The following is a 25,624-nucleotide window of genomic DNA, read 5'->3' on the forward strand; positions in this document are numbered from 1 at the left end:
ACCGAGCCTGCGAGGGAGGGGCAGCGTCCGCACCGCACCCCGGCGCTGCGCTACGACGCGGCGATCTCCTCGGCACGTGCGATCGCGGCGCGCGACGCGCGCAGCAGCGTGTCCGCCAGGTCGGCGTCCTGCAGCACCGCGACGGCACGCTCCGTCGTGCCCTTCGGGCTGGTGACCGCACGGCGCAGGTCGGCGGGCTCGCGGCCGGAGCGCCCGAGCAACTCGACGGCACCCCGGACCGTGCCCTGCACCATCGTCGCCGCCTGTTCGTGGCTGAACCCGAGCTCCTCGGCGGCACGCTGCCACTGTTCGACCAGCAGGAAGACGTAGGCGGGACCGGAGCCGGACACCGCGGACAGCGCGTCGAGCTGCGACTCGGGCACCTCGATGACCTCGCCCGAGGCGGTGAACACCGACGACGCCAGCGCGACGGCCTCGGCATCGGCCGAGGTACCCGCACTGATGCCGGTGACGCCGTGGCCGACGCCGATCGGGGTGTTCGGCAGGGCGCGGACGACCCGGACACCGGCGGGCACCCGTGCCTCCATGCTCGCGGTGGTGGTACCGACGGCGACGCTGACCAGGACGGCGCCGGGCTCCAGGGCGCCGGCGACCTCGTCGAGCAGGTCCGCGATCATGTACGGCTTCACGCCGACCACGACGAGGGCGGCTCCACGGACCGCCGCCCGGTTGGCGTCCGGGTCGGTGTCGCTCGCCGTGGCGTCGAGACCGCGCTCACGGTGGGCCGCTGCGGATGCCTCGGACTTGGTGGTCAGGGTCACAGTGGCCGGGTCGAGTCCCGCGGCGAGCAGGCCGTCGAGGACCGCGCCGGACATGGAACCGACCCCGAGCAGGGCGGTGCGGGGCAGGTCGATCGTCATGCTCCCGACCCTACCGACGCCACCCGCCTAGGATCGTGTCGCAGACCACGAGAAGGGGACAGCTGTGAGCGCTTCCGGAGGCACGAAGGCGATCTTCGCCGCACTCGGTGCCAACATCGGCATCGCGATCGTGAAGTTCATCGCGGCGGCGATCAGCGGCTCCGCGTCGATGCTGGCCGAGGGTGTGCACTCCCTGGCCGACTCGGCGAACCAGCTCCTGCTGCTGCTCGGTGGCCGCAAGGCCCGACGCGCCGCGGATCAAGAGCACCCCTTCGGCTACGGCCGTGAACGCTACGTGTACGCGTTCGTCGTCTCGATCATCCTGTTCTCGGTCGGCGGTGTGTTCTCGCTCTACGAGGGCATCGAGAAGCTCGCCCACCCGCACCCGCTCGAGAACTGGTGGCTGCCCCTCGTCGTGCTCGTCATCGCCATCGGGCTCGAGGGCTTCTCGCTCCGCACGGCCCTGAAGGAAGCCCGGCCGCAGAAGGGCTCGCAGAGCTGGGTGCAGTTCGTCCGCCGCGCGAAGGCCCCGGAGCTGCCCGTCGTGATGCTCGAGGACACCGCTGCCCTGTTCGGCCTGGTGTTCGCCCTGTTCGGCGTCGGCCTGACCGCGATCACCGGCAACGGGGTGTTCGACGCGATCGGCACCATGCTCATCGCGGCGCTGCTCATCGCCGTCGCAGTGGTGCTCGGCATCGAGACGAAGAGCCTGCTCGTCGGCGAGGGCGCGACCGCCGCCGACGTCGAGCGCATCAAGCAGGCGGTGCTCGACGGCCCCGAGGTCGACGCGATCATCCACCTGAAGACCCTGTACCTCGGGCCGGACGAGCTCATGGTCGGCGTGAAGGTCGCCGTCGACGGGGACCGCCGGCTCGGTGACGTCGCCGCGGGGATCGACACCGTCGAGCAGCGGGTCCGGAGCGCCGTGCCGATCGCCCGGGTGATCTACGTCGAGCCGGACGTCCTGCGCACCGGTCCGCAGCCGCCGACCGAGGCGATCGTCATCCTCGCCGCGGACTGAAGAAGGCGTCGAGCAACTCGGCGCACGCCGCCTCGAGCACCCCGCCGATGACCTCGGAGCGGTGCGGCAGCCGGCGGTCCCTGGCGATGTCGTAGACGCTGCCGCTGGCACCGGCCTTCGGGTCCCACGCGCCGAACACGACCCGGGGCACCCGCGCGGCCATGACCGCGCCGGCGCACATCGGGCACGGTTCGAGCGTCACCACGAGCGTGTGCTGCTCGAGGTGCCAGTCCCCCGTCACCGCCGCGGCGGCACGCAGTGCGAGGACCTCGGCATGGGCGGTCGGGTCCTGCCGCGCCTCGCGCTCGTTCCGGCCGGTGGCGACCACGGCCCCGTCGCGGTCGAGCACCACGGCGCCGACCGGCACGTCGTCGGTCTCCAGGCACCGTCGAGCCTCGTCGAGCGCGCGCTCCATCGCCGGGACGAACGGGCGGGCTGCGGGCTCCTCCACGGGACCTCCTGACGGTCGACGGCACGCTAGGCTCGACCCTATGCGAGTCCACGTCGCCGACCACCCGCTCATCACCCACAAGCTCTCGGTGCTCCGCGACCGTACGACGCCCTCCCCCACGTTCCGCGCCCTGACCGAGGAACTCGTCACGCTCCTCGCGTACGAGGCCACGCGGGGCGTCCGGGTCACGGCGACGCCGATCGACACACCGGTCGCGCACACCATGGGCGTCGCGATCGCCAAGCCGCGCCCGCTCGTCGTCCCGATCCTCCGTGCCGGACTCGGCATGCTCGAGGGCATGGTCAAGCTCGTCCCGACGGCCGAGGTCGGCTTCCTCGGCATGGCCCGCAACGAGGAGACCCTCGAGCCGCAGACCTACGCCGAGCGCCTGCCCGACGACCTGACCGGGCGCCAGTGCTTCGTGCTCGACCCGATGCTCGCCACCGGTGGCACCCTGGCTGCTGCGATCGACTTCCTCTTCGCCCGCGGTGCGCAGGAGGTCACGTGCGTGTGCATCCTCGGCGCGCCAGAGGGCCTCGCGATGGTCGAGCAGGCCGTCGGCGACCGCAACGTCTCGATCGTCCTCGGCGCGCTGGACGAGAAGCTCGACGAGAACGGCTACATCGTCCCGGGTCTCGGCGACGCCGGCGACCGGCTCTACGGCCTGGCCGAGTAGCGACCACCCCACGGACAGGAGGCGCGGTGCCGGTCGGCACCGCGCCTCCTGTCGTCCGTGCGGTCGCGCTCACCGCACCGTCCGTGCGGACGGTTGACACCGCGTTGGTATACCGCAGATACTCGTCACATGACTGCAACCGTGTCCACCCGCGTCCTCTCCGAGGCGTGCTCCTCCGCAGGGGCAGTGGGGACCGTCGGCACGATGATGCCGACCATGTCGGTCATGCGTTGTCGAATGTGTGCCTGATCGGCACCCGTTCCAGCCGGATCCCCCGCGACACCACCCCCGTCGCGCGAGCGTGATCCCCGGGTGACGGACACCGTCGGCGACGCGCACCACGTCACGAGGTCTGTCTCCCGTTCCCCCGGGTCGGCCCCGGTCCGCAGCAGGACCGCAGGGCACATCGGCGTACCGCCGTACCCGGGATGACGCATTCGACACCGGCCGCCGCCCACCCGCGCACCGGCCACACCGCCCGGAGAACCACCATGTCGCTCACCATCGCCCAGCCCCGCACCGCGCTCCGCTCAGTACCGACCCCGACCGACCTCGGCACCGTGACGCCGATCCGCCCGCGACCCGTCTCCCCGGCGGCGAGCGGACCGGCCACCGCGCCGACGAGCCCGGTGGTCGCGCCGCAGCGGAACCGCGCCCTGCCGGAGGGCACCGAGGCTCGCGGCTTCGCCCTGTACGTCGGCATCGACGAAGCCAAGGCCGCGGCCGCCGGCACGACCCTGGCCGCGGTCGTCGAGCAGCTCAAGGCACTCACCGCCCAGCTCGTCCCGTCGTCCGAGACCTACGCGGCCGTCGCCGTCGCCGCCGAGCACTCCGGTGGCCGCGACGTCGACGTCGTCCGCCTCGCGCTGCAGGACCGCTCCGCGGTGGCCGCCCGCAAGCAGGCCGAGAAGCCCGAACCCGAGGAGACGGGCGTCGTCATCGACATCTCCCGGAAGCGCGTGACCCTCGACGGTGAAGCCGCGCCCCTGACCTACAAGGAGTTCGAGCTCCTGCAGTTCCTGGTCCTCCGCGAGGGCCAGACCGTCGACCGCTCAGCGATCATCGAGGGCCTGTGGTCCGACGGCGAGGACGAGACCCCGAACGAGCGCACCATCGACGTGCACGTCCGTCGCCTCCGCTCCAAGCTCGGCGCCTTCGAGGAGATCGTCCGGACCGTGCGCGGCGTCGGCTACCGCTTCGACCGGCACGCGGACGTCGCAGTGCGGTACGCGTCGACCCCGTCACCCGACCTCTTCTGAAACGCTCCGACTGCTCTTGGTGAACTCGCAGCGAACCGGGCCCGGAGAGGCTGGCGCCCCGTTACCGCTTCGTTATACAGTCGGTGGTGCAGACGGTGTTTGCTGTGGCACCGCCTGCGGAATGTGATTGCAGGAAACTCTTGGTGCAAGGGAGAGGGCCGGTCGCCGACAGGTGGCCGGCCCTCGTGCATGTCGCCCGGCTCCTGTCGGAGCCCGTCGGTAGTGTGGTCAGTCCGACGACCGGAGGGAACGCGAACGTGAGCGAGACACGCCGCAGTGAGAAGGCGACCGCCGTGGCCGCCTGGGAAGCGCTGTTCCGCGCCCAGGTCGCCGTGATGCGGAGTCTCAACGCGGACTTCCCCGGCGACGAGATCTCGTTCAACGAGTACGACGTGTGCTTCAACCTGTCGACCCAGCCCGGTCGACGCTGCCGGATGCGCGACCTCACCGGGCACCTGCTGCTCACCCAGCCGAGCGTCAGCCGCCTGGTCGACCGACTGCTCGCCCGCGGCATCGTCGAGAAGCAGCCGGACCCCACCGATGCCCGCGGCGTGATCGTGGCGCTGACCCCGCACGGCTTCGACGTCTACCGGCAGGTCGCCGTGCAGCACGCGGCGAGCATCGCCCAGCAGGTGGGCGCCGGCCTGTCCGACCCCGAGCTCCGCACCCTCACCGAACTCTGCACCAAGCTCCGGCTGGCAGTCGGCACGGCACCGGGCCGGCGGTCGACGCCCCGAGCGGTCACCACGCTGGATTCGGCGACGGTGTGACCGGCGCGATCGTCTGGCTCCGTGACGACCTGCGGCTGTCCGACAACCCGGCGCTCCGTGCGGCGATCGACCACGGCGGCGACGTCACCGTGGTGGTCGTCCTCGACGAGCAGTCCCCCGGACTCCGTCCGATCGGTGCGGCGAGCCGCTGGTGGCTGCACCACTCCCTGACCGCGCTCGACGCCGACCTGTGCGAGCGGGGTTCCCGGCTGGTCCTGCGACGCGGTGCCGCGGCGCAGACTATCGACCAGCTCGTCGCCGAGACGGGCGCGGACGCCGTGTACTGGAACCGTCGGTACGGCGCCGTCGAGCGCGACATCGACGCCGGGATCAAGGGCGCACTGCACGATCGCGGCATCGAGGCGCACAGCTTCGCCGCGAACCTGCTCTGGGAACCGTGGACGGTGCTCACCGGCCAGGGCGAGCCGTACAAGGTATTCACGCCGTTCTGGAACGCCGTCCAGGCACTGCCCGAGCCACGGCACCCCCTGCCGGATCCGGACGACCTGCCCGCTGCGGCCGACGTCACCGGTGACGCACTGTCCGACTGGGCGCTGCTGCCGACGGAGCCCGACTGGGCCGGTGGGCTCCGCGACGCCTGGACCCCGGGCGAGCACGGCGCCCGGCAGCAGCTCGAGCACTTCGTCGAGCACGCGCTCGAGGACTACGACCAGCGGGACGAGCCCGCGATGGAGGCCACGAGCAGCCTCTCCCCGTTCCTGCGGTGGGGCGAGATCAGCCCGTACCAGGTGTGGCACCGCCTGCACGAGCGGCTCGAGCCCGCGCAGCGCCAGAACGCCTCGGCGTTCCTCCGGCAGCTGGCATGGCGTGAGTTCAACTGGAACGAGTACTTCCACTGCGACGACATCGCCACCGTCAACGTCCGTCGGAACTTCGACGCGTTCCCCTGGCGTGACCCCGAGGAAGCCGAGCTCGAGCGCTGGCGACAGGGCCTGACCGGCTTCGACCTGGTCGACGCCGGCATGCGCGAGCTCTGGCACAGCGGTGCGATGCACAACCGGGTGCGGCTGGCCGCCGGGAGCTTCCTGGTGAAGAACCTGCTCGTCGACTGGCGCGTCGGGGAGCAGTGGTTCTGGGACACGCTGGTCGACGCCGACCCCGCGAACAACGCGGCGAACTGGCAGTGGGTCGCGGGTTCCGGCTTCGACGCCGCACCGTACTTCCGTGTCTTCAACCCCGATCGGCAGCTCGAGCGGTTCGACCCGCACCGCGAGTACGTCCACCGCTGGGTCCCCGCCGACGAGCTGCGCCCCGAGCCGATGGTCGACCTGAAGGCGTCACGCCAGCGGGCGTTGGACGCCTACGAGCGGATGCGCCGCTCGTGAAGGATGCGCCGCTCGCGAACGATGCGCACCCCGCGGTGGCTGCGGTCGTCGACCAGGTCGACGAGCTGTTCCGCGCTCGTGTCGAACAGGGCATCGCGCCGAGCAGTGTGTGGGGCGTGTTCGACCGTTCCGGGCTCGTCGCCTCCGGCGGGCACGGCGACCGCGGTGACGGTCAGCGGCCGGACGCGGACACCGTGTACCGCATCGCCTCGTGCACCAAGAGCGTCACGGCCGCGACCCTGCTGACGCTCGTCGCCCGGGGCTTGCTCGACCTCGACGCCCCGATCACCGACTTCGTGCCGGCCTTCGACGCCGTCGCCCTGCCGGCCCCGGACTCTCCCGTCCCCACGGTGCGGATGCTGCTGACGATGTCGGCCGGGTTCCCCACCGACGATCCCTGGGCCGACCGCCAGGAGTCCATCTCGGACGCCGAGCTCGACCAGGTCCTGCGTGCTGGCCTGCTGTTCGACTCCCTGCCCGGCACCCGCTTCGCGTACTCGAACCTGGGGTACGCACTGCTCGGCCGGGTCGTCGCCGTCGTGACGAGGCAGCCCTTCACCCAGGCCGCCAGCGAGATCGTGTTGCGTCCCCTCGGACTGGCCGACACGGTGTTCCGCGCCGACGAGTCCAGCGGGTTCGTGGTCACCGGTGTCCGCGGGCACGAGGGCGACTGGGAACCCCTGCCGATGACCGGGCCCGGCGCGTTCTCGTCGATCGGTGGACTGTTCTCGACCGTGCGCGACCTGGCTCGCTGGGCGACCCACCTCGGCTCTGGCTTCTCCGGCGCGCCCGAACCCGGTCCGGTCTCCCCCGCCGACCGCCGGCTCATGCAGCAGGCGATGCGGGTCGTCCCCCCGTCGGTCGTCCCGGGTTCGCCCCGCGCAACCGCGTACGGCTTCGGGCTGTTCGTCGAGCAGGACGACCGCTTCGGCGAACTCGTGTCCCACTCCGGCGGCTACCCGGGCTTCTCCGCCCACATGCGGTGGTCCGTGCGCGACGGCCTCGGGGTCGTCGCGTTCGAGAACGCCACCCAGGCCAAGGTCTCCGCCGCCGCGCAGCAGGCGCACGATCTCGTGCTCGAGGCGGCGCTGACGACGGACGCACCCGCGGCGACCGGACCGAGCACCGGGGTGGGGGTGACCAGCCGCGCGACGCGAGCCGCGCAGGCCGCGGTGATGCGCCTCCTGGCCGACTGGCGCGACGACCTGGCGGACGCGATCTGCACGCCCAACGTGGCGATGGACGTGCCCTACGACCGTCGACGGCGCGCGGTCGCCCAGGCCGTGTCCGAGGTCGGCGCCGACCTCGCTGCGACACCGGTGGCCGAGTCCTCTTCCGCACCGTCGCACCTGCGCTGGTGGATGCCCGGCGCGTGCGGGCGGCTGCGCGTCGAGATCCGGCTCGCACCAGTGGGTGCCGGACTCGTCCAGACCCTGAACGTGGTCGCCGAGCCGTCGGAGCGCTGACCCGCAGGCAGCAGCACCGCCGGTCAGATCACGCAGATCACGCAGATCACCCAGGTCGCTCAGGTCGCTCAGACCGGCGGCCGACCGCCCACGAAACCGAGTGCCCGAGCGGCGACCCGGGTGCCCTCGCGTGCCGCCGCACCGACCCGCACCGGGTCGGTCGCCCAGGCGCGGACGAACCCGGCGACGAAGGCGTCCCCGGCGCCGATGGTGTCGACGACGGTCGCGGGCGTCGCAGGGACCCGTTGGACGCTCCGCCCCCGGCGCCCGATCAGTGCGCCGTCCGCCCCCGCCGTGACGACGACCAGCGGGACGTGCTCGGTCAGCCGGCGCACCGCGGCGTCGAGGTCGTCCCCTCCGCCGAGGGCGAGCGCCTCCTGCTGGTCGGGGAAGAGCACGTCGACGCCCCGCAGCGCCTGGAGGAACCGGTCCGCGCCGACGGTCTCGATCACCGCGACCGACGAGGGGTCCACCGCGACGCGCGCCGGCCCTGTCCGGGCACACGCGACGAGTGCGGCGAGCCGGTCGACCCCGCCGCCGAGCATGGCGGCACCCGTCAGGTGCACGATGTCAGCACGTGCGACCAACGAGGGCGGGACGTCGGCCGCGCTGATCTTCCCGCTCGCCGCCGGATCGGACATCGCGGTGCGGCCGTGGTCGTTGCGGACGGAGACGACGACGCCGGTGGACGTCATCGCGTCGTAGCGCAGGTGGGCTCGGACCCCGGCGTCCTCGAGCGCACGCTCGTGCCGGTAGACGTCGTCGACCCCGACCCGGGCGACGACGTCGACCTCGGCCCCGAGCCAGCCGAGCCAGGTGGCCGTGTTGCCGCCGGCTCCGGTCGGACGGTGGCGGATCTGCGCTGCCGGGTCGTGCACCCCGATCCGGTGCGCGGTGGTGTGCACGAGGACGCCGTCCAGGACGTCGCCGACGACCAGGAAGCGTTTTCCGGCGCCACGGCGACGGCCCGCGACCACCCGTCCAGCGGGGGTCCCCTCGGGCTGTGACGGCGGCAGAGCGCGCTCGAACGGCATGGACATCCGCAACAGTGTACTTGGAAACGAGTATTTCTCCGTTTCTATCGGTGGAAACGGAGGGTGCATCAAGGATATGCCCCTGTCAGGTCCGCTCCCGAAACTGATATACCGATGCTAGTATGTGAACGGTCGCGCGACCACCGCCACGACGACGGAGATGCCATGCCCAGGAAGCCCGACCCGACCCGCAAACCCGCGATCCTCGAGAAGGTAGTCGACCACTTCGTCGAGACCAAGATCGAGGACGTCACGGTCCGGGGCCTCGGCCGTGTGCTCGGGACGAGCGCCTACCCCGTCGTGTACCACTTCGGCTCGCGGGACGCCCTGATCGACTCCGTCGTCGAGCACCTCGCGGCCAACCGCCCGGCGACGGCGCTCGATCCGGCATCCGATGTGGATGCCCTCGCCGATCACCTGGTCGCGACCTTCGGCGGACTCGACGACCCGCACCGCGCGTTGGCCGCACGACTCACCTTCGAACTCGGATCGGTCGAGTCCCTCGACGGGCGCGACCGACAGCGCCGTGCGCACCGCTGCCACGTCGCGGCCATCCGGGCGTGGTGCCGCGAACACGGTGCCGACCCCGTCCTCGCCGAACGAGCTGCCCAACGCACGGTGATGGCCGCACGCGGAGCCCAGTGGAGCGCGCTGGTCGACCGTGCACAGACCGACGTCGACGCCGCACTGCGTCGCATCGCCCACGACCTCGCCACCAGTGCGCCCGGCCGCGACGCCGTGCGCTGAGCCCGCGTGGCGGCGTCCCCACGACCAACCGATCGCGTCCCCGGCAGTCGCGCCCGGCCCGGAGCGCCCCGGGACCACGAACGGGAGGCACGCTGCCAGCTGGCACCGTGCCTCCCGTTCGTCAGGTCGTCACCGTGGTGACCCGCCGACGCGGATCAGAGCGTGACGAACCGCTGCGACTTCGCGTTCTCGAAACGAGCGGCGACGTTCTCCCAGTCGACGATGTTCCAGACGGCCTTGACGTAGTCCGCCTTGACGTTGAGGTAGTCGAGGTAGAAGGCGTGCTCCCACATGTCGAGCATGAAGATCGGGACGAGACCGAACGGGATGTTGCCCTGCTGGTCGAAGAGCTGGAACGTGGTGAGCTTCTGGCCCACGGTGTCCCAGGCCAGCACGGACCAGCCGGAGCCCTGGATGCCGTTCGCGACGGCGGCGAACTGCGCCTGGAACTGCTCGAACGAACCGAAGAACTCGTCGATCGCCGCGGCGAGCTCGCCCTCGGGGACCTTCGTGTCCGGACCGAGGTTGGTCCAGAAGATCGAGTGGTTCACGTGACCACCGAGGTGGAACGCGAGGTCCTTCTCGAGCTTGTTGATCGCACCGAAGTTGCCCGACTCACGGGCTTCACCGAGCTGCTGCAGCGCGGTGTTGGCACCGGTGACGTAGGCCTGGTGGTGCTTGTCGTGGTGCAGCTGCATGATCTTGCCGCTGATGTGCGGCTCGAGCGCGGCGTAGTCGTACGGCAGTTCCGGCAGGGTGTACTCAGCCATGTGAGGTCCTTTCGATCAGTGGGTTGTGGACGCGGCTCCGCGGCTCACGAGAGCCGGGAACGATCGGTGAGAGAGTGGAATTCCCGGTTGTGGTAGACCAGCGGCTCGCCACGGTCGGCGCCGACGATGATGTCGAGCACCTCGGCGACGACGACGGTCGAGCTGCCGATCGGGGTCGTCGACAGCGGTCGGCAGCGGAGGGCACTCGCCGCACTCGGCAGGTAGCGGTCGCCGGACGGCAGGGTGCCCCAGATCGGGTCGTCGGCCGCCGGGCTGCCCGTCGAGGCGAAGCGCTTGGCCAGTGCGACCCCGAGGGAGTCGACCAGGTGCACGACGAAGATCGGCGCACCGAGCACGACCCCGGCCGAGCCGGAGTTGGTGGAGAGCGAGAAGACGAGGACGGGTGGGTCGACGGCGACGCTCGCGACGCTCGAGGCGGTGAGGCCGGTCGGTCCGTCCGGGCCTTCGGCCGTGATGACGGCGACGCCGGCAGGGTGCCCGCGGAACGCGGACTTGTACGCGTCGGCGATGGTGGCCGGTGCTTCGTCGGGCATGGTGATCGTGGTCGTTCCTTCGGGAGGGGCTGCCGTCACTCGGCGGCTGTCACCCAACGTATGACCTGAACCCTGGTTGAGGTCAACGATTCACAGGTTCGGGGACGGCCGGGCGCGCCGTGGCGACGACTCCGCGCCCGCTCAGCGGCGCTTGAGCATGACGAGCGCACCCGCTGCCGCCACGACCATGAGCACCGCCGCGACGCCCGCGGTGATCGTCACGCCGGAGTCGAACGCCGCCCGTGCCGACTCGAGCAGTGCCTGCCCGGCGCCACCACCGAGCTGACCGGCCGCGGCGACCGCGCCACCGAGGGTCTCCTGTGCCGCGACGTGTGCCGACGAGGACAACCCGTCGGGCACCACGACGTGCGCCCGGTAGGTCGTCGCCAGGATCGTGCCGAGGACCGCGGTGCCGAGCACGGCGCCGATCTCGTACGCCGTCTCGGACATCGCCGATGCCGCACCGGCCTTGTCCGCCGGGGCCGTCGAGATGATGAGGTCGTTCGTCACCGTCTCGGACGCCCCGATGCCGATGCCGAGCAGCACGAACGCGAACGCCAGGGCCGCGATGGACGCGTGGTGTCCGAGGACCGCGACGAGGGCGTACGCCGCCGCCGAGAACAGCAGCGCCACCGACACGACCCACCGCGGTGCGACCCGGGCGACGACCGGCACGACCGCGAGCCCGGCGACGATGGTCAGCACCGACCCCGGGATGAGCACGACGCCGGACGCGAACGGATCGAGCCCGGCCACGAGCTGCAGGTGCTGGGCGATGAAGAACAGGAACCCGGTGAGCGAGAACATCGCCGCCAGGTTCATCAGCACGCTGCCGGTGAAGGCCGTGCTGCGGAACAGCCGCAGGTCGAGCATCGGCGTGCGGGACCGCAGCTGCCGGCGGACGAACGCGATGCCGCAGACGACACCGACGGCGAGCATGGCGATCGCGAGCCCCCGCTCCTCGGGGTGCACGACGGACTTGATGGCCCAGGCGATCGGTGCGAGGGCTCCGAGGGACAGGAACATGCTCGGCAGGTCGACCGGTCCGGGCAGCGGGTCGCGGGACTCCGGCACGCAGAACGGCACACCGACGAGCATGAGCACGAGGATCGGCACCGCGACCAGGAACACGCTGCCCCAGTGGAAGTGCGCGAGCAGGGCGCCACCGACGAGCGGGCCGAGCGCGTTGCCGGCGGCGAACATCGTCGACCAGACGGCGAGCGCCATCCGCCGCTCCCCCGCGTCGACGAACACGTTGCGGATGATCGACAGCGTGGCGGGCATGAGCATCGCGCCGAAGACCCCCATCGCGATCCGTGCCGCGACGAGCATCCAGGCGTCGGTCGCGAAGGCCGCGGCCACCGAGAACAGGGCGAAGCCGGTCGCGCCGATCACCAGGATCCGTCTGCGGCCGATCCGGTCGCCGATGCTGCCCATGACGACGAGCAGTCCGGCGAGCACGAGCGGGTACGCGTCCACGATCCAGAGCTGCGTGGTGGCGTCCGGGTTCAGCGCGCGGCTGATCGACGGCAGCGCGAAGCTCAGGATGGTGTTGTCCACCGAGATGAGCAGCACCGGCAGCATGAGCACGGCGAGCGCCAGGAACCGTCGGGCGCGGCTCCCGGTGACGCGGGTGGCGACGGGGCTGGTGAGCAGTGCGGACACGGCGGACTCCTGGGACTTCGAGCCGGACCAGGTCGACGGCGGGTGGTACGTGGGGCAGACGAGACGGGACGCGGGATGGACACGCGCCCCGTCAGGACTCCGTTAGTGTACCGTCCGGACGGTTTTGGTTGCAAGTGCAACTGACGACGGCCGGGAGGCCCGTGGCGGTCGTGCCGTCTGCCGTCGGGCCGTCCTCTGGTCGCGTTCTCGGACCTACGCCGATTCGCGGAGCAGCAACCGGTGTCGCACCGTGCGCTCCACGGCTGCGCCGGAGCGCGGCAGCTCGCCCGCGAGCATGCCGAGCGCGAGGTCGAGGGCCTGGCCGGCGACCTCGTCCAGGTCGACGGCCAGCGTGGTGAGTGTCGGCGCGACGAGCGTCCCGAGCGGCAGGCCGTCGACACCGACCACACGGACGTCACCGGGGACGTCGACGCCGGCACGACGGCACGCCGACAGCACGCCGAGGGCCAGCACGTCGTTGAACGCCAGGACCGCGTCCACACGGCGGTGCTCGGCGAGGATCCGCTCGGTCTGCTCGGCACCGGCCTCGGCGGTGGGCACGGACGCGATGACGAGGTCGGGCAGGTACCCGCGGTGCCGCAGCGCCGCGACCATGCGCTCCCCCCGCTGGCTCGGCACACCGTCGGCGGCGGCGTCGAGCACGACGGGGTGCTTCACCCCGGTGTCGACGAGGTGGTCGGCGAGGTCCTCGATCGCGGCGGTCGGGTCGATCCGGACCGCGGCGCGGGTCACCGGGCCCGAGGGGTCGAGCTCGACGACGGGGACCGAGCCGAGCCGTTCGATCCACTCCGGCGCCCGGGACCCGAGGTAGCCGATCACGACGTCGGTCTGCGCGCCGAGGGACTCCACCATCCGGTCCGAGTCGCTCGCGAGCCCGACGTCCGCGAGCATGACGTTCCACCCGCGAGCGGCGGCCAGGCCGAGCACCGCCGACGCGAGCGCGGGGGCGTAGGGGTTCCGCAGGTCGTTGACGACGAGTCCGAGCTGGTGGTCGCCGCCGGTGACGAGCCCGCGGCCGAACCGCGACGGCCGGTAGTCGAGCGCCGCCGCGGCCTGGAGCACGCGGTCCTTGGTCGCCGCGCTGATGCCGGACATGCCGTTCATCGCGCGGGTGACGGTCTGCCGGGACACCCCGGCGGCCGCGGCGACGTCGATGATCGTCGCGCGGCCGCCCGGGGTCAGGCGCGGAGGTCCAGCCATGCCACCTGTTCCGGGGTGAGGTCGACGGAGAGGCCGGTCATGGACGACCGGGCCTCCGCGATCGTACGGGGTCCGAAGAGCGGGAACGTCGGGAACGGCTGGTGGAGCACGTACGCCAGGGCGATCGCCGTCGCCGGGACGCCGAACTGCTCCCCGAGTTCGCGTGCACGCCGGAGCCGCTCGAAGTTGTCGTCCGAGTAGTAGCAGCGGACGAGCTCGGCGTCACTGGTGTCCTCGGGCGTCGCGCGGCCGGTGAAGAAGCCGCGGGCCTGCGACGACCACGGCAGCAGCGGGACCTGGCGCTCCTCGAGCCAGGCCTTCGACGCGGCGTCGGTCGCGTGCTCGCAGCCGTCCCACGGCACGTCGTACGCCTCGGCGAGACCGAAGTGGTTGCTCAGGACCTCGAACCCGTGCTTCCCGTTGGCCCGGGCGTAGGCGTTCGCCTCGTCGAAGCGTGCGGGGGTCCAGTTCGAGCCGCCGTAGACGCGGATGCGGCCGGCACGACGGTGCTCGTCGAGCACGTCGACGAACTCCCCCACCGGGATGTCCGGGTTGTCCCGGTGCATCATGTAGATGTCCGCGTAGTCGGTGCCCTGTCGGTCCAGGCTCTCGAGCAGCTGCCGGGTGATCGACTCCGGGTCGCAGTGCGGGGTGTGGGCCCCCTTCGTGATGACGACCACGTCCTCGCGGATCCCCCGGTTCTGGATCCACTTCCCGAGCCGACCCTCGAGCACCCCGCCGCCGTAGATGTACCCGGTGTCGAAGACGTTGCCGCCCTGCTCGACGAACAGGTCGAAGATCGCGCTGGCGTGGGCCAGGTCGGGCTGGTTGTCGACGCCCATCACCAGGCGGGACATCCGCTTGCCGACCCCCGGCACCTCGCCGTACCGCATCGGGTTGCCGTCCTGCACGGCGAGCGGTCGGCCGGACACCGTCGGGATGTCGGCGGACTCGGCCTCGAACGGGTAGCGCAGGCCGATCGCCGCGCGCCACCGGTCGAGCGTGCGCGCGGTGGCGAGGGTCTCGTCGATGGTCATCTGCGCTGCCTCGACCGCACCGGCACGCAGGGCGTCGGTGGTGGCGTCGGCCTCTCGGGCGTAGGGGTGCTCTCCCGCGAAAGAAAGCGAACGAGGGGGTTCGTCGACCGTGCGGATCTCGATCGTGGGGTCGTCGCCGAGCGTCCAGGGGTCGGTGAGGACGATGCGGCCGCGCGTGCCGTACACCGACACCGCGTTGTCGTCCTGCACGGAGACGCCGGTGCGGACCGAGGCCGTGACCCCGCCCTTGTAGGTGAGCTGCGCCACCGTCCACTCGTCGACGCCGGTCGGTCCGAGCGTGCCGGTGGCGGTGAGGTCCACGGGCTCGGCGACCGCGACCCCGGTGGCGGCCTGCACGATCGCCGCGGCCATCGTCACCGGGTAGCCGCCGACGTCGAGGATCCCGCCGCCGGCGGTGTCGACGTCGAACAGCCGCCCCGTGCGCTCCCCCGTCCGGAACGCGAACGAGGCGTCGATGTGGGTCACGTCGCCGATCACGCCGTCGCGGACCAGGTCGACCAGCGCCGCGGTCTGCGGGTGGAAGCGGTACATGAACGCCTCGACGAGCGGCAGGCCGGCCTGGCGAGCGGCATCGGTCAGCGCCATCGCGGTGCCGTGGTTCACGGCGAGGGGCTTCTCGCACAGCACGGCCTTGCCGGCCTGGAGTGCGGCGAGCACGAGCCGGGCGTGCCCGGTGTGCACGGTCGACACGTAGACGGCGTCGACGCGCGGGTCGGCGAGGACCTCGTCGTAGGTGCCGGCGGTCACGTCGGCGAACCCGTACCCGGCAGCCTCGTCGGCGAAGACCTGTGCGCGTTCGGTCGAGGAACTGCCGGCCGCCACCAGGACGCCCCCGCTGGCGGGCAGCTGCGAGAGGAAGCGTCGGGCGATGCCGCCGGGGCCGAGGACGGCCCACCCGGGGCGGTCCGTGGTGGTCGGGGTCGGAGTGGTGGCGGTGTTCGCCGTCTGCGCTGACATGCGGATCCTTGTCGTCTCGTGAACCTTCACGGTCGCTCTGACCGTAGCCCCTGCGGGCGCGATCAGCAACGGGCACACGGCACTTCGTGAGCGTTCACGGCGACTGCGGCCGTGCTGGCGTCCGCGCCCCCGGGAACTGCTCCTAGACTCTCGGCATGGCCAGTGCCCGCGACCGTGTCCTCGACAGCTTCGTCGCCATCGTGTGCGAAGAGGGCGAGCGCCCCGCCACCCTCGACGCCGTCGCCGCGCGCGCCGGTGTCTCGAAGGGTGGGCTGCTCTACCACTTCGGCTCGAAGGCCGCCCTGGTCGAGGGGCTCTGCGAACGGCTGTCGGACCTGTCCGCGATCGACGTCGAGCGCATGCAGGACGCCGAGGACGGCGCCGCGCGCTACTTCGTCCGCAACTGCCTGTTCGTCGGCAGCGAGCTCGACCTCGCCCTGCTCGCCGCGAGCCGCCTGCAGCAGGCCGGCTACGAAGAGGCGGGTCGCACCCTCGACGACACCGAGAACGCCTGGCTCACGACACTCGTCGACGCCCTGGGTGACGAGCCGACCGCGCAGGCCGTCAAGCTCCTCGGCGACGGGCTGTACCACCAGGCCTCACTCGGGGCCGCGAGCGAGGTCCGACCGAAGCGCGGCAGCGTCGACATGGAGACCCTGCTCGCCGTCGTCGACCGTCTGATCGCGACCCGACCCGGCGCGTGAACCGGCACACCCCCTGCTGGGGATAGACTGGGGAACGATCCACTCGTCGACACCCGGAGGTATCCCGTGGGCCGCGTCATCGCCGCTGTTTTCTCGATCCTGCTGCTGCTGGTGTCGATGTACCTGTTCGGGTTCGCCTTCCAGGTCGAGTCGGGCCAGGCCTTCGTCTTCATGGCGGGTGTGCTCCTGATGAGCCTCTCCTTCTTCCTGCCGATCCACGTGTTCGGCAAGCGCTAGCGGGCGCAGCCGCTCGACGAGCGCAGACAGAACGGCCCCGCACCTCACCGGTGCGGGGCCGTTCTGCATGGAGCGTCAGGCCGAGAGCGGCTCAGACCAGGACGCGCAGCGACCGCAACGTCACCGCGGTGCTGATAGCGGCGTGTGCGGCCTCGGCACCCTTGTCCTCCTTGGAGCCGGGCAGCCCCGCACGGTCGAGGCCCTGCTGCTCGTCGTCCAGGGTGAGCACACCGAACCCGACGGGCTTGCCGGTGTCGATCGCGACCTGCGTCAGCCCGGTCGTCGCGGCGCCCGAGACGTACTCGAAGTGCGGGGTGCCACCGCGGATGATGACGCCGAGCGCGACCGCGGCGTCGAAACCGGCGCCGAGCGCGGTCTTCGCGACCACGGGCAGCTCGAAGCTGCCGGGGACGGGGATGACGTCGGCCGTCGCCCCGAGCCGCTCGACCTCGCGCTGCGCCCCGGCCAGCAGTCCCGCAGCGATCGTGTCGTGCCACTGTCCGGCGATGATGGCCACCCGGATCCCGGTGCCGTCGACCTGGTCGCGGTCCGCCGCGCCTGCTCCGCTCATCGTTTCGTTCCTTCCGTGGGCGCGGCAGTCGCTGCCGCCGCCCGGTCTGCCGCGTCCAGCCACTCGGCGAGCGCAGCGATGGTGATGACGGGCACGCCTTCGCGCGCCCCGAGTGCGACGAGCGCCGGCAGTCGCATCATGCTGCCGTCCTCGTCGACGATCTCGCAGATCGCCGCAGCGGGACGGAGTCCGGCCGCGGTGACGAGCTCGATCGCTGCTTCGGTGTGCCCGGCGCGCTCGCGGACCCCACCCGGTCGGGCGCGCAGGGGCACCACGTGGCCGGGTCGGTGCAGGTCGTCGCGCACCGAGTCCGGGTCGGCGAGGACCCGCAGGGTGCGGGCGCGGTCGTGGGCGCTGATGCCCGTGGTCACACCGACGGCCGCATCGACGGTGACCGTGTAGGCCGTACCGCGGACGTCCTCGTTGTGCGCCACCATCGGCGGCAGGTCGAGCGCATCGGCGATCTCGGTGCTGACCGGCGCGCAGATGAACCCGGACGAGTGCGCGACCGTCCAGGCGATCCACTCCGGCGACGCGAGCTCGGCGGACAGGATGACGTCGCCCTCGTTCTCACGGTCCTCGTCGTCGACGACGATGACGGGGCGGCCCGCCGCGATCGACGCGATCGCGGTCTCGATGCTCGACGAGCCGAGCGCCTGCGGGACGGTGCCGGCCTCGGCGACCATCACCGGGCCTCCGATCCGGCGGTCTCGAGCGGCTGCGCGGCGGTCTCGAGGGACTGCGCCGCGGCGTCGAGCCGCAGCATGCGGCGGACGTGCCGGGCCAGCACGTCGGTCTCGACGTTCACCCGGTCACCCGGCACACGGAGCCCGAGCGTCGTGGCCTCGAGCGTCTCGGGGATCAGGCTCACCTCGAACCAGGCGGCGTCGGGGTGGGTGTCCTCCGGGGAGACGGCGCTGACCGTGAGCGAGACCCCGTCGAGCGCGACGGAGCCCTTGTCGACCACGAGCGGGCTGAGCGCCGGCGCGAGCGAGAACCGCACACGCCGCCAGCCGTCGCCGTCGGAGGTCTCGAGCACCGTGGCGGTGCCGTCGATGTGGCCCTGCACGATGTGTCCGCCCAGGCGGTCGCCGACCGACGCAGCGCGCTCGAGGTTCAGGCGGTCCCCCACCCGGAGTGTGCCGTGGGCGCTCATGTCGAGGGTCTGCTTCATGACGAAGGCGGTGAAGGTCTCGGGGGTCTGCTCGACGACGGTCAGGCAGACACCGCTCGTGGCGATCGAGTCGCCGTGCCGGGCGTCCTGCACGACGACGGGGCCGTGCACGGTGAGCGCGACGGAGTCGCCCTGCTGCTCGACGGCGGTGACGGTGCCGAGTTCCTCGATGATGCCGGTGAACACTGGTGTCCTCTCAACGGGACTCCGGGGGCGTTCGACGATCGTCGGCATCGACGGACGGGTCGCACCCCACGGGTCGTGGAGTCGTCCTGTCCGCCCAGCGCGCCTCCCATCCGGACTTTCACCGTCGGTCCCGGATTTCCACCGGGTCAACATCTGGCGGGTTCGCACCCGTCGTCAGTTCGTGGACTGTCACCACCGGCTCGGATTTCCACCGACCCCGGAGCGCTTGCGTAGTCGGAACGATACCCCAGGCCGCTGACGGCCGCGCTCTGCTCGTGAGCGCCGTCGTAACCGGGCGTCTCCCCCCCGGACGGGTCCGGCGTCCGCGGTGTCCGTCGTCCAGACCGCGACGATCCACGAGTCGATCGACGAGCGGTCCGTCGGAACATGCACACGCATCCGATGCGCCGACGTGACCGGAGGTCTCCCCGGGCAGGGTGACGAGGGGCGCCACGGTGTGACGCCCCTCGATCACCCGGCGGTCAGTGCCGGCGACGGAGCACGAGCGTGCCGGCTCCGGCGAGGAGCAGCAGGAGCGCGAACCCTGCCGGCAGGACCGGCGAGCCGGCTCCCGTGTACGCGAGCTCCGGCTGGCCGTCACCGGCCGCGGCGGCTGCCGCGACGGTCCCGGCGCTGGTCCGGACCCCGCTGGTGGCGGCGGTCGTGGTGGTCGCCACGCCCGCTGTGGAGGCCCGGGTCGGCTCGACGACGTCGACCACACCCACGGGGGTGGTCACGGTGCCGGGCTCGGTGCCGGTTCCGGGGTCCGTCCCGGTGGGGACGGTTCCCGGGTCGGTCCCGGGGTCGATGCCGGGATCCGTGCCGGGGTCGGTCCCGGGGTCCGTGCCCGGGTCGGTCCCGGGGTCAGTACCCGGGTCGGTGCCGGGGTCCGTGCCGGTGCCGGTGCCCGGGGTGGTGCTGGTGCCGTCACCGACGATGCCGATCCCGTTGCCACCGATGGTGACCGGCAGGCTGATCACGGGGGCCACCTGCGTGCCGGAGAGCAGACCGCCGTCACCGGAGGTCGTGCCGCCGGTCGTCGGTGTCGTGGAGCCGGTACCGGTGGCCGGAGCCGTCGTGCCGGTGCTCGTGCCGTCACCGACGATGCCGATCCCGTTGCCACCGATGGTGACCGGGACAGCGACGACCGGGCTGACCTGCGTGCCCGACGCTGTGCCGTCCGAACCCGAGGTCGAACCACCGGCGGCCGGAGCGGTCCCGGTGCCCGTGGTCGTGCCTGCGGCCGGAGCCGTGCTCGTCGAGCTGCCGTCACCGAGGACGCCGATGCCGTTGCCACCGATCGTCACCGGGACGTCGACCAGACCGGTCGCCTGGGTGCCGGAGAGCAGTCCGTCGGTGCCCGAGGTGGTCGGCGCTGCCGGGGCCTCGGCGGCCGGGGCCGTCGGGGTCGTCGGTGCCGTTGCCTCGGGGGCGGTCGATGTCGACGTGCCGTCACCCAGGACGCCGATGCCGTTGCCGGACACCGTCACCGGGGCCGTCACGGTCGGGGCGACCTGGGTGCCGGAGGCGGTGCCGTCCTGCCCCGAGGTGCTCGGAGCGGGAGCCGCCGGCGCCGGAGCGGGAGCCACCGGCGCCGGGGCCGGAGCCGGAGCAGCCGCGGGGGCAGCCGCGGGAGCGCTCGTCGAGACCGCGTCGCCGCCGACGGCCACGGCGTTGCCCCCGACCGTCACCGGTGCTGCGACGTCCGGCACCACCTGCGTGCCGGAGAGTGTGCCGTCCTCGCCCGAGGTGCTCGGGGACACGGCGGCGGGCGCCGGAACAGCCGCCGGGGCCGGGGCAGCCCCGGCCGAGCCGGTCACGGTGGACACCGCGTCACCGAGCACGCCGATGGCGTTGCCGCCGAGGGACACCGGAGCGTCCACGGAGGGCGCCACCTGGGTGCCCGAAACGGTGCCGTCGGCACCCGAGGTCGTGGCCGCGTTCGCCGCAGCCGTGCCGCCGAGCGTGAGCCCGCCGACGAAGAGGGCGAACCAGAGCCCTCTGGAGACGTACTTGTTCATGGTCGTACTCCCTGATCGAGATCGTCACCGACCGCGGACGCAGCCGGGATGTGTGCGTGCCTGCCGTGCCGGGCAGGCGCACCGATCTCAGTCAGGGGCGACGTCGTGCTCGCCGACGACCGATGCGGGGACCGCGTCGTCGGAGAGCGTGCCGCGAGACCCCGCGGCGAGGGAGACGATGTCGTCGGTCGTACCGACGATGCCGACGGCAGCTGCGCCGCCGGAGTTCGTGGAGGCGCTGCCACCGAGCACGCCGGCGTCGGTGCCGTCGAACGGGACCCCGTGGCCGTCGCCGTCCGCGGGGAGGAGCAGCGCGTGGCCGCCGAGGGTCGCGTCCTGCACGTCGACGGCTGCGAGCACCGGGCCGGCCGGCGCCGCAGGGGTCGCCGCAACGGCGTGGTCGGGCGAGCCGAACACGCCGGAGCGAGCACCCGATTCGTCGCCGGTGCCGACACGAGCCGGAGCGGTGGACACCGCGGTGCCCTGCGCGGGCGCGGTTCCGTGCCGGACGGGGACGTCGGCGACCGGCGCCGACGGGACGGGCCCGGCGGGCGGGTTCGAGCCGCCGCCCACCGGGAGTGCTGGGACGTCGACGACGGGATCCGTGCCTCCTGGCAGGGCGCCGCCGACGGACGGGACGACGCCCTCGACCACGGCGGGGACGGTGCCGACGGTGGTGCCGACCGAGCCGAGCGTGTCGTCGACCAGGCCCGTGACCGGACCGGTGACGGTGCCGAGGGTGTCGTCGCCGAGGACCGTCCCGACCACCGGGACGCTGCCGACCACGTCGTCGACGGTGTCGACGACGGCGGTCACGGGGCGTGCGCCGGTGACGTGTTCCACGGTGCCGGTGACGGGACGCAGGACGTTCGCGACGGTGTCGGTGACCGGCCGGGAGGCACTGGTCACCTGGTCGACGACCTGTCGCACCGGGCGCGTGGCCGGGTCGGCCGCGGGGGCGGTCGTGGTCGGCTGGGCAGCCGGTGTGGAGGCGACCGGAGCGGGGCTCGACGGGGCCGGGGCGGCAGGCGCGGGAGCGGCGGGAGCAGGTGCGGCGGGGACCGCGGCAGGCGCCGGGGCTGCGGGAGCAGGCGCCGATGTTGCCGGTGCCGGTGCCGGTGCCGGGACTGCGGGAGCAGGTGCCGGTGCCGCGGGTGCCGGCACGACAGCCTTGCGGACGGGGTCCGTCACGCCGCCAACGACCTTGCCGACCTCGCCGGTCACCCCCTGCACGGTGCCACCGACGCCCTCGACCACGTTGCCGACGAGTCCGCGCTGCTCGGCAGCAGCCGGGGCGGTCGTGGCGGCGGATGCCGGGCGCGCGCCGAGCAGCAGGGACAGCAGCACGAGGGCAGCGAGGGTCCCGACGCCCAGCAGGACGATGCGGAGTGCGGCGCGCCAGGGTGCGCGCAACGGGTTGTCCATGCGCTCACCTCCTGATCTCGGCTGCGCACGTAGAGTGGTTGACCGGCAATGTACGCCGATCCGGTCCGGAACACACCCTGTTTCGGAAGAAATACTCAGGAAGGGCCGTCCGTGGTCTCGATCTTCAACGCTCCGACCCGCAACCTGGACATCGTCACGCTGCACGAGATCCTGCGGCTCCGGCAGGATGTCTTCGTCGTCGAGCAGGAGGCCGCGTACGGCGACATCGACGGCCGCGACCTCGAGCCGGGGACGGTGCAGTTCTGGGCCGGCAACGGCTCGGTGGACGCGACCCTGCGTCTGCTCCGCGAGCCCGACGGCACCGAGCGCATCGGCCGGGTCGCCACCGCGCAGCATGCCCGCGGGCAGGGACTCGCCGGGCAGCTCATGGAGGCGGCGATCGCCGAGTCGCGCTCGCCGAGCATCGCCCTCGGCGCCCAGTCCCACCTGCAGCAGTGGTACGGCCGCTTCGGATTCGTGCGTTCCGGGGACGAGTACCTCGAGGACCGCATCCCGCACATCCCGATGACGCGGAAGCGCTGACCCGGAGCTACTGCCCCGGGGCCCCTGACGCGGGGTTCGTGCCTCAGGCCCGCCAGCGCCGCAGTTCGTCGAACGAGCGGCCCTGGGTGGCACGGTCGGCGACGAGGCGTTCGAACACGATGTTCGTCTGCGTCGTCGCCACCGAGGGGTCACCGCTGAGCTCGTCGGCGACGAAGTCCCGGAGCTGCTCCGTCGACTCGCACGCGATGTGCACGAGGAAGTCCTTGTCCCCGGCCAGGAACGACACGTCCTGCACGACCGGCACCCGCAGCAGGCGCTTCGCGAAGTCCCGCAGTTCGTGGCGAGCGGCGGCGTGCACGCGGACGGACACCATCGCCTCGATCGAGAACCCCAGGCGCGCGACGTCCACCTCGGCCCGGTAGCCGCGGATCACCCCGGCGTCCTCGAGGGCACGGACCCGGGCGAGGCACGTCGAGGGTGCGATGCCGACCGCGGCCGCGAGCCGGTTGTTCGGGATCCGGGCGTCCGCGGCGAGGGTCCAGAGGATGCGCTCGTCGACCTCGTCCAGGCGCGGAGCGGGGTCGGGGCGACGTGCGGGTCGGTCGGACACCCCTCGACGCTACCGCGGCGGCGCGAGCAGGGCGCGGAGGGCGTCCTCGAGCGCCGCCGACACGACGGCGTCGGCGGCGGATGCCAGGGGTTCCACCGCGGTGGACTGCCGGAGCATCGACATCCCGAGCACCACCGCGAGCGCGATCTCGGCCCGGACGAGCAGCGCGTCGGACCCGGCACCGCCGACGGTGCCCGCGAGCCGTTCGGCGTAGCGACGCAGCGTCTCGCGGCGGATGGCGTCGGCACCGTCGTCACCGGAGGACCGGAGCAGGAGCATCAGCTGCAGCGAGTCGTCGTCGGTGGGCGTCCGCACGATGTGGGTGATGATCCCCGTGAGCGCCCGCTCGAGCCCCTGTTCGCTCGTCTCCTCGGTGCCCAGGTCACGGACGACGCGGTCGAGGCAGGCGCGGAACAGCCCTTCCTTCGACCCGAAGTACCGGTTGATCAGGGCGACGTTGACCCCGGCGTCCCCGGCGATCTCGCGCACGGTCGTCGCGCGGTACCCGTCGAAGGCGAACCGTCGGCGGGCGGCCTGCACGAGCAGGAGTCGGGTGGCCGCGGCGTCCTTGCTCATGGAGCGCAGCCTAGCGGTCCTCACAGGGATGTAAGCAAGCGTTGACATGCGGTCGTTCCGGCGTACGCTCGTGATGTCAGCAGTTGTTTACATCGACCACGAGCACACGGAGCACGATGACCGACACCATGCAGAGCCCACGGACCGGCTCGCACCCCACCACGAACGGGCGCCGGCCGAACAGCACGGCGATCATCGTCTCCCTGTCCCTCGGCGGCCTGTCCTTCGCGGTCCTGCAGTCGCTGGTCGCCCCGGCGCTGTCGACCATCGGACAGGACCTCGGCGCCTCCACCAGTGCGACGAGCTGGGTGCTCACGGCCTACCTGCTCTCCGCCTCGGTGCTCACGCCGATCCTCGGTCGCCTCGGCGACATGATCGGCAAGCGCAAGGTCCTGATCGTCGTGCTGTCGATCCTGCTCGTCGGGGCCGTGCTCGCCGCGCTCGCGCCGAACCTCGGCGTGCTGATCGTCGGACGGGCACTGCAGGGCGCCGCCGGTGCCGTGATGCCGCTGTCGATCGGCATCGTGCGGGACGAGCTGCCGAAGGAGAAGGTCAGCGTCACGATCGGTCTGCTGTCGGCGATCTTCGGGATCGGTGCCGGTGTCGGCATCGTCGCGGCCGGACCCATCGTCGAGCACCTGTCCTGGCACTGGCTGTTCTGGCTCCCCGCCGTGCTCGTCGTCATCGCGCTGCTCGGGGCGGTCTTCGGCATGCCGGAGTCCCCGGTGCGGAAGCCCGGACGCCTCGACATGGCCGGCACGTTCGTCCTGGCGGTGTCGCTCGTCGCGATCCTGCTCGCCGTCAGCGAGGGCGAGACCTGGGGCTGGGGCGACGCCAAGACCATCGGCCTGCTGGTCCTCGGCGCCGTCGCACTGGTCGTGTTCGTCCTCGTCGAGCTGCGGGTCGCCGAGCCGCTCATCGACGTGCGGCTCTTCGCCGTCCGCGGCGTCTGGACCGCCCACGTCGTCGCACTGGTCTTCGGGTTCGCGATGTTCGGCACCTTCGTCCTCGTCCCGACGCTCCTGCAGCTCCCGACGGCGCTCGGCTACGGCTTCGGCAAGGACGTCACCCAGGCCGGGCTCTTCCTGCTGCCGACCGTCGTGATGATGGTGGTCGCCGGGCCGATCGCCGGCGTCCTGGTGCGCAAGGTCGGCCCGAAGCCGCCGATGCTCATCGGCGGGTTCGCCATCGTCGCCGCGTTCGTGCTGCCAGCCGTCGCACACGCCGAGCTGTGGCAGGTGGTGGCCTCCGGCGTCCTGACCGGCATCGGCATCGGCATGGCCCTGGCCGCCTGCTCGAACGCGATCATCGAGAGCGTCCCCGCGAACCAGACCGGCGAGGCCATCAGCGCCAACACGGTCGTCCGCACCATCGGCTCGAGCGTCGGCACCGCCGTCATCGCCGCGCTCATCACCTCGCACAGCACGCCGCAGGGTCTGCCGACCGACGACGCCTTCACGATCGGGTTCTGGGCGTGCACCGGGGTCGCGGTCGTGGCCGTGCTCGCAGCACTCGTCGCCCCGTCGATGCGTGCCCGCCGCGCAGCGGCCGCCGCCCGCGGGATCGACGACCTCGAGGAGGTCACCGAGTAGCGCGGTGGACCCGGCCACCCCGCCAGGCCCGTCCTGCGTCGTCGACGCGGGGCGGGCCTCCGCGTCCGTTGCACAACCTGGGAACGCACCGCACGCACGCGCGGCGGCGTGACGATCATCGGGTCGGTCGCCTCCTGTCAGGGGACGC

Annotated in this window: 26 protein-coding genes and 1 riboswitch; of the genes, 11 read left to right on the top strand and 15 right to left on the bottom strand. The window is 72.2% G+C overall.

Going from position 1 to position 25,624, the window contains the following annotated elements; all coding sequences use genetic code 11:
* Window positions 1-50: 50 nt before the first annotated feature.
* Window positions 51-881: a pyrroline-5-carboxylate reductase gene (proC, locus tag ITJ50_RS01590; RefSeq protein ID WP_194589784.1), complete on the bottom strand. Its 831-nt coding sequence runs from the start codon at window positions 879-881 to the stop codon at window positions 51-53.
* 64 nt (window positions 882-945) lie between these two features.
* On the opposite strand from proC, the gene ITJ50_RS01595 reads away from it, so the two are divergent.
* Entirely contained in the window at window positions 946-1,902 is a 957-nt protein-coding gene (locus ITJ50_RS01595) for a cation diffusion facilitator family transporter (RefSeq protein WP_017888574.1), read from the top strand.
* Here ITJ50_RS01595 and ITJ50_RS01600 read toward each other — a convergent pair.
* Entirely contained in the window at window positions 1,883-2,317 is a 435-nt protein-coding gene (locus tag ITJ50_RS01600; RefSeq protein ID WP_042538238.1) for a nucleoside deaminase, read from the bottom strand. The genes ITJ50_RS01595 and ITJ50_RS01600 overlap by 20 nt on opposite strands.
* A gap of 76 nt (window positions 2,318-2,393) precedes the next feature.
* Between ITJ50_RS01600 and upp the strand changes: the two genes are divergently transcribed.
* The 5 genes from upp (at window position 2,394) to ITJ50_RS01625 (ending at window position 7,870) form a co-directional block, all read left to right on the top strand.
* Complete coding sequence (upp, locus tag ITJ50_RS01605; protein WP_017888572.1) at window positions 2,394-3,029, top strand: uracil phosphoribosyltransferase; 636 nt, start codon at window positions 2,394-2,396, stop codon at window positions 3,027-3,029.
* A gap of 491 nt (window positions 3,030-3,520) precedes the next feature.
* On the top strand, window positions 3,521-4,288 hold the full coding sequence (locus tag ITJ50_RS01610) for a winged helix-turn-helix domain-containing protein (RefSeq protein WP_017888571.1): 768 nt from the start codon (window positions 3,521-3,523) through the stop codon (window positions 4,286-4,288).
* A 257-nt stretch (window positions 4,289-4,545) separates the two neighbouring features.
* Window positions 4,546-5,058: a MarR family winged helix-turn-helix transcriptional regulator gene (locus ITJ50_RS01615; protein WP_235045702.1), complete on the top strand. Its 513-nt coding sequence runs from the start codon at window positions 4,546-4,548 to the stop codon at window positions 5,056-5,058.
* Window positions 5,055-6,404 carry a cryptochrome/photolyase family protein gene (locus ITJ50_RS01620; RefSeq protein ID WP_017888569.1) on the top strand — a complete coding sequence of 450 codons (1,350 nt, stop codon included), beginning with the start codon at window positions 5,055-5,057 and terminating at the stop codon, window positions 6,402-6,404. Before ITJ50_RS01615 ends, ITJ50_RS01620 begins: the two co-directional genes overlap by 4 nt.
* Window positions 6,401-7,870 (top strand): serine hydrolase domain-containing protein, encoded by a 1,470-nt coding sequence (locus tag ITJ50_RS01625; protein WP_194589785.1) that lies wholly within the window; start codon window positions 6,401-6,403, stop codon window positions 7,868-7,870. Before ITJ50_RS01620 ends, ITJ50_RS01625 begins: the two co-directional genes overlap by 4 nt.
* Before the next feature lie 68 nt (window positions 7,871-7,938).
* Here ITJ50_RS01625 and ITJ50_RS01630 read toward each other — a convergent pair whose 3' ends face one another.
* Window positions 7,939-8,910, bottom strand: coding sequence for a carbohydrate kinase family protein (locus tag ITJ50_RS01630; RefSeq protein ID WP_194589786.1), 972 nt, complete (start codon window positions 8,908-8,910; stop codon window positions 7,939-7,941).
* A gap of 159 nt (window positions 8,911-9,069) precedes the next feature.
* On the opposite strand from ITJ50_RS01630, the gene ITJ50_RS01635 reads away from it, so the two are divergent.
* The gene (locus tag ITJ50_RS01635) at window positions 9,070-9,651 is read left to right on the top strand and encodes a TetR/AcrR family transcriptional regulator (protein ID WP_056070615.1); all 582 of its coding nucleotides are present in this window, start codon (window positions 9,070-9,072) and stop codon (window positions 9,649-9,651) included.
* 155 nt (window positions 9,652-9,806) lie between these two features.
* Here the strand turns inward: ITJ50_RS01635 and ITJ50_RS01640 are convergent, their stop codons facing one another.
* The 5 genes from ITJ50_RS01640 to ITJ50_RS01660 form a co-directional block, all read right to left on the bottom strand.
* Window positions 9,807-10,421: a superoxide dismutase gene (locus tag ITJ50_RS01640; protein ID WP_017888565.1), complete on the bottom strand. Its 615-nt coding sequence runs from the start codon at window positions 10,419-10,421 to the stop codon at window positions 9,807-9,809.
* A 44-nt stretch (window positions 10,422-10,465) separates the two neighbouring features.
* Window positions 10,466-10,975, bottom strand: coding sequence for a flavin reductase family protein (locus ITJ50_RS01645; protein WP_042538085.1), 510 nt, complete (start codon window positions 10,973-10,975; stop codon window positions 10,466-10,468).
* Window positions 10,976-11,116: 141 nt separating this feature from the next.
* Entirely contained in the window at window positions 11,117-12,640 is a 1,524-nt protein-coding gene (locus tag ITJ50_RS01650; protein ID WP_017888563.1) for an MFS transporter, read from the bottom strand.
* A 213-nt stretch (window positions 12,641-12,853) separates the two neighbouring features.
* Complete coding sequence (locus ITJ50_RS01655; protein WP_042538087.1) at window positions 12,854-13,861, bottom strand: LacI family DNA-binding transcriptional regulator; 1,008 nt, start codon at window positions 13,859-13,861, stop codon at window positions 12,854-12,856.
* On the bottom strand, window positions 13,840-15,876 hold the full coding sequence (locus ITJ50_RS01660) for an aldo/keto reductase (protein WP_017888561.1): 2,037 nt from the start codon (window positions 15,874-15,876) through the stop codon (window positions 13,840-13,842). The genes ITJ50_RS01655 and ITJ50_RS01660 overlap by 22 nt, the downstream gene beginning before the upstream one ends.
* A 155-nt stretch (window positions 15,877-16,031) precedes the next feature.
* Between ITJ50_RS01660 and ITJ50_RS01665 the strand changes: the two genes are divergently transcribed.
* Complete coding sequence (locus ITJ50_RS01665) at window positions 16,032-16,580, top strand: TetR/AcrR family transcriptional regulator (RefSeq protein ID WP_017888560.1); 549 nt, start codon at window positions 16,032-16,034, stop codon at window positions 16,578-16,580.
* Window positions 16,581-16,646: 66 nt separating this feature from the next.
* The gene (locus ITJ50_RS01670) at window positions 16,647-16,817 is read left to right on the top strand and encodes a hypothetical protein (protein ID WP_017888559.1); all 171 of its coding nucleotides are present in this window, start codon (window positions 16,647-16,649) and stop codon (window positions 16,815-16,817) included.
* A 91-nt stretch (window positions 16,818-16,908) separates the two neighbouring features.
* On the opposite strand, the gene ribH is transcribed toward ITJ50_RS01670, so the two are convergent.
* The 5 genes from ribH to ITJ50_RS17225 form a co-directional block, all read right to left on the bottom strand.
* A complete protein-coding gene (gene ribH / locus ITJ50_RS01675) occupies window positions 16,909-17,388 on the bottom strand; it encodes a 6,7-dimethyl-8-ribityllumazine synthase (RefSeq protein ID WP_071252031.1) in 480 nt (159 codons plus the stop codon).
* Window positions 17,385-18,074 (bottom strand): 3,4-dihydroxy-2-butanone-4-phosphate synthase, encoded by a 690-nt coding sequence (ribB, locus tag ITJ50_RS01680; RefSeq protein WP_017888557.1) that lies wholly within the window; start codon window positions 18,072-18,074, stop codon window positions 17,385-17,387. Before ribB ends, ribH begins: the two co-directional genes overlap by 4 nt.
* Complete coding sequence (locus tag ITJ50_RS01685) at window positions 18,074-18,748, bottom strand: riboflavin synthase (RefSeq protein ID WP_042538091.1); 675 nt, start codon at window positions 18,746-18,748, stop codon at window positions 18,074-18,076. The genes ribB and ITJ50_RS01685 overlap by 1 nt, the downstream gene beginning before the upstream one ends.
* 94 nt (window positions 18,749-18,842) lie before the next feature.
* Window positions 18,843-18,977: riboswitch (FMN riboswitch) on the bottom strand.
* Between the two features lie 253 nt (window positions 18,978-19,230).
* Window positions 19,231-20,769 carry a hypothetical protein gene (locus ITJ50_RS01690; protein ID WP_194589787.1) on the bottom strand — a complete coding sequence of 513 codons (1,539 nt, stop codon included), beginning with the start codon at window positions 20,767-20,769 and terminating at the stop codon, window positions 19,231-19,233.
* Window positions 20,770-20,856: 87 nt separating this feature from the next.
* Window positions 20,857-22,194: a hypothetical protein gene (locus ITJ50_RS17225; protein WP_194632753.1), complete on the bottom strand. Its 1,338-nt coding sequence runs from the start codon at window positions 22,192-22,194 to the stop codon at window positions 20,857-20,859.
* Window positions 22,195-22,305: 111 nt separating this feature from the next.
* Between ITJ50_RS17225 and ITJ50_RS01700 the strand changes: the two genes are divergently transcribed.
* A complete protein-coding gene (locus ITJ50_RS01700; protein WP_194589788.1) occupies window positions 22,306-22,737 on the top strand; it encodes a GNAT family N-acetyltransferase in 432 nt (143 codons plus the stop codon).
* A gap of 43 nt (window positions 22,738-22,780) precedes the next feature.
* On the opposite strand, the gene ITJ50_RS01705 is transcribed toward ITJ50_RS01700, so the two are convergent.
* Complete coding sequence (locus ITJ50_RS01705) at window positions 22,781-23,308, bottom strand: Lrp/AsnC family transcriptional regulator (RefSeq protein WP_056070596.1); 528 nt, start codon at window positions 23,306-23,308, stop codon at window positions 22,781-22,783.
* A 9-nt stretch (window positions 23,309-23,317) separates the two neighbouring features.
* Entirely contained in the window at window positions 23,318-23,884 is a 567-nt protein-coding gene (locus ITJ50_RS01710; RefSeq protein ID WP_194589789.1) for a TetR/AcrR family transcriptional regulator, read from the bottom strand.
* Window positions 23,885-24,000: 116 nt separating this feature from the next.
* Here ITJ50_RS01710 and ITJ50_RS01715 point away from each other — a divergent pair, with 116 nt between their 5' ends.
* Window positions 24,001-25,476, top strand: a complete 1,476-nt coding sequence (locus tag ITJ50_RS01715) for an MFS transporter (protein ID WP_194589790.1) — start codon at window positions 24,001-24,003, stop codon at window positions 25,474-25,476.
* Window positions 25,477-25,624: the final 148 nt, after the last annotated feature.

It is taken from the genome of Curtobacterium sp. VKM Ac-2889, from assembly GCF_015350855.1.
GTDB classification, from domain to species: domain Bacteria; phylum Actinomycetota; class Actinomycetes; order Actinomycetales; family Microbacteriaceae; genus Curtobacterium; species Curtobacterium poinsettiae.

What these genes read in the sequence shown, in the direction of transcription:
- ITJ50_RS17225 (WP_194632753.1), bottom strand. Translation starts at nt 22,194, where the DNA reads ATGGACAACCCGTTGCGCGCACCCTGGCGCGCCGCACTCCGCATCGTC.
- ITJ50_RS01690 (WP_194589787.1), bottom strand. Translation starts at nt 20,769, where the DNA reads ATGAACAAGTACGTCTCCAGAGGGCTCTGGTTCGCCCTCTTCGTCGGC.
- ITJ50_RS01630 (WP_194589786.1), bottom strand. Translation starts at nt 8,910, where the DNA reads ATGTCCATGCCGTTCGAGCGCGCTCTGCCGCCGTCACAGCCCGAGGGG.
- ITJ50_RS01600 (WP_042538238.1), bottom strand. Translation starts at nt 2,317, where the DNA reads ATGGAGCGCGCGCTCGACGAGGCTCGACGGTGCCTGGAGACCGACGAC.
- ribH (WP_071252031.1), bottom strand. Translation starts at nt 17,388, where the DNA reads ATGAGCGGAGCAGGCGCGGCGGACCGCGACCAGGTCGACGGCACCGGG.
- ITJ50_RS01655 (WP_042538087.1), bottom strand. Translation starts at nt 13,861, where the DNA reads ATGGCTGGACCTCCGCGCCTGACCCCGGGCGGCCGCGCGACGATCATC.
- ITJ50_RS01660 (WP_017888561.1), bottom strand. Translation starts at nt 15,876, where the DNA reads ATGTCAGCGCAGACGGCGAACACCGCCACCACTCCGACCCCGACCACC.
- ribB (WP_017888557.1), bottom strand. Translation starts at nt 18,074, where the DNA reads ATGGTCGCCGAGGCCGGCACCGTCCCGCAGGCGCTCGGCTCGTCGAGC.
- ITJ50_RS01665 (WP_017888560.1), top strand. Translation starts at nt 16,032, where the DNA reads ATGGCCAGTGCCCGCGACCGTGTCCTCGACAGCTTCGTCGCCATCGTG.
- ITJ50_RS01645 (WP_042538085.1), bottom strand. Translation starts at nt 10,975, where the DNA reads ATGCCCGACGAAGCACCGGCCACCATCGCCGACGCGTACAAGTCCGCG.
- proC (WP_194589784.1), bottom strand. Translation starts at nt 881, where the DNA reads ATGACGATCGACCTGCCCCGCACCGCCCTGCTCGGGGTCGGTTCCATG.
- ITJ50_RS01640 (WP_017888565.1), bottom strand. Translation starts at nt 10,421, where the DNA reads ATGGCTGAGTACACCCTGCCGGAACTGCCGTACGACTACGCCGCGCTC.
- ITJ50_RS01635 (WP_056070615.1), top strand. Translation starts at nt 9,070, where the DNA reads ATGCCCAGGAAGCCCGACCCGACCCGCAAACCCGCGATCCTCGAGAAG.
- ITJ50_RS01710 (WP_194589789.1), bottom strand. Translation starts at nt 23,884, where the DNA reads ATGAGCAAGGACGCCGCGGCCACCCGACTCCTGCTCGTGCAGGCCGCC.
- upp (WP_017888572.1), top strand. Translation starts at nt 2,394, where the DNA reads ATGCGAGTCCACGTCGCCGACCACCCGCTCATCACCCACAAGCTCTCG.
- ITJ50_RS01610 (WP_017888571.1), top strand. Translation starts at nt 3,521, where the DNA reads ATGTCGCTCACCATCGCCCAGCCCCGCACCGCGCTCCGCTCAGTACCG.
- ITJ50_RS01715 (WP_194589790.1), top strand. Translation starts at nt 24,001, where the DNA reads ATGACCGACACCATGCAGAGCCCACGGACCGGCTCGCACCCCACCACG.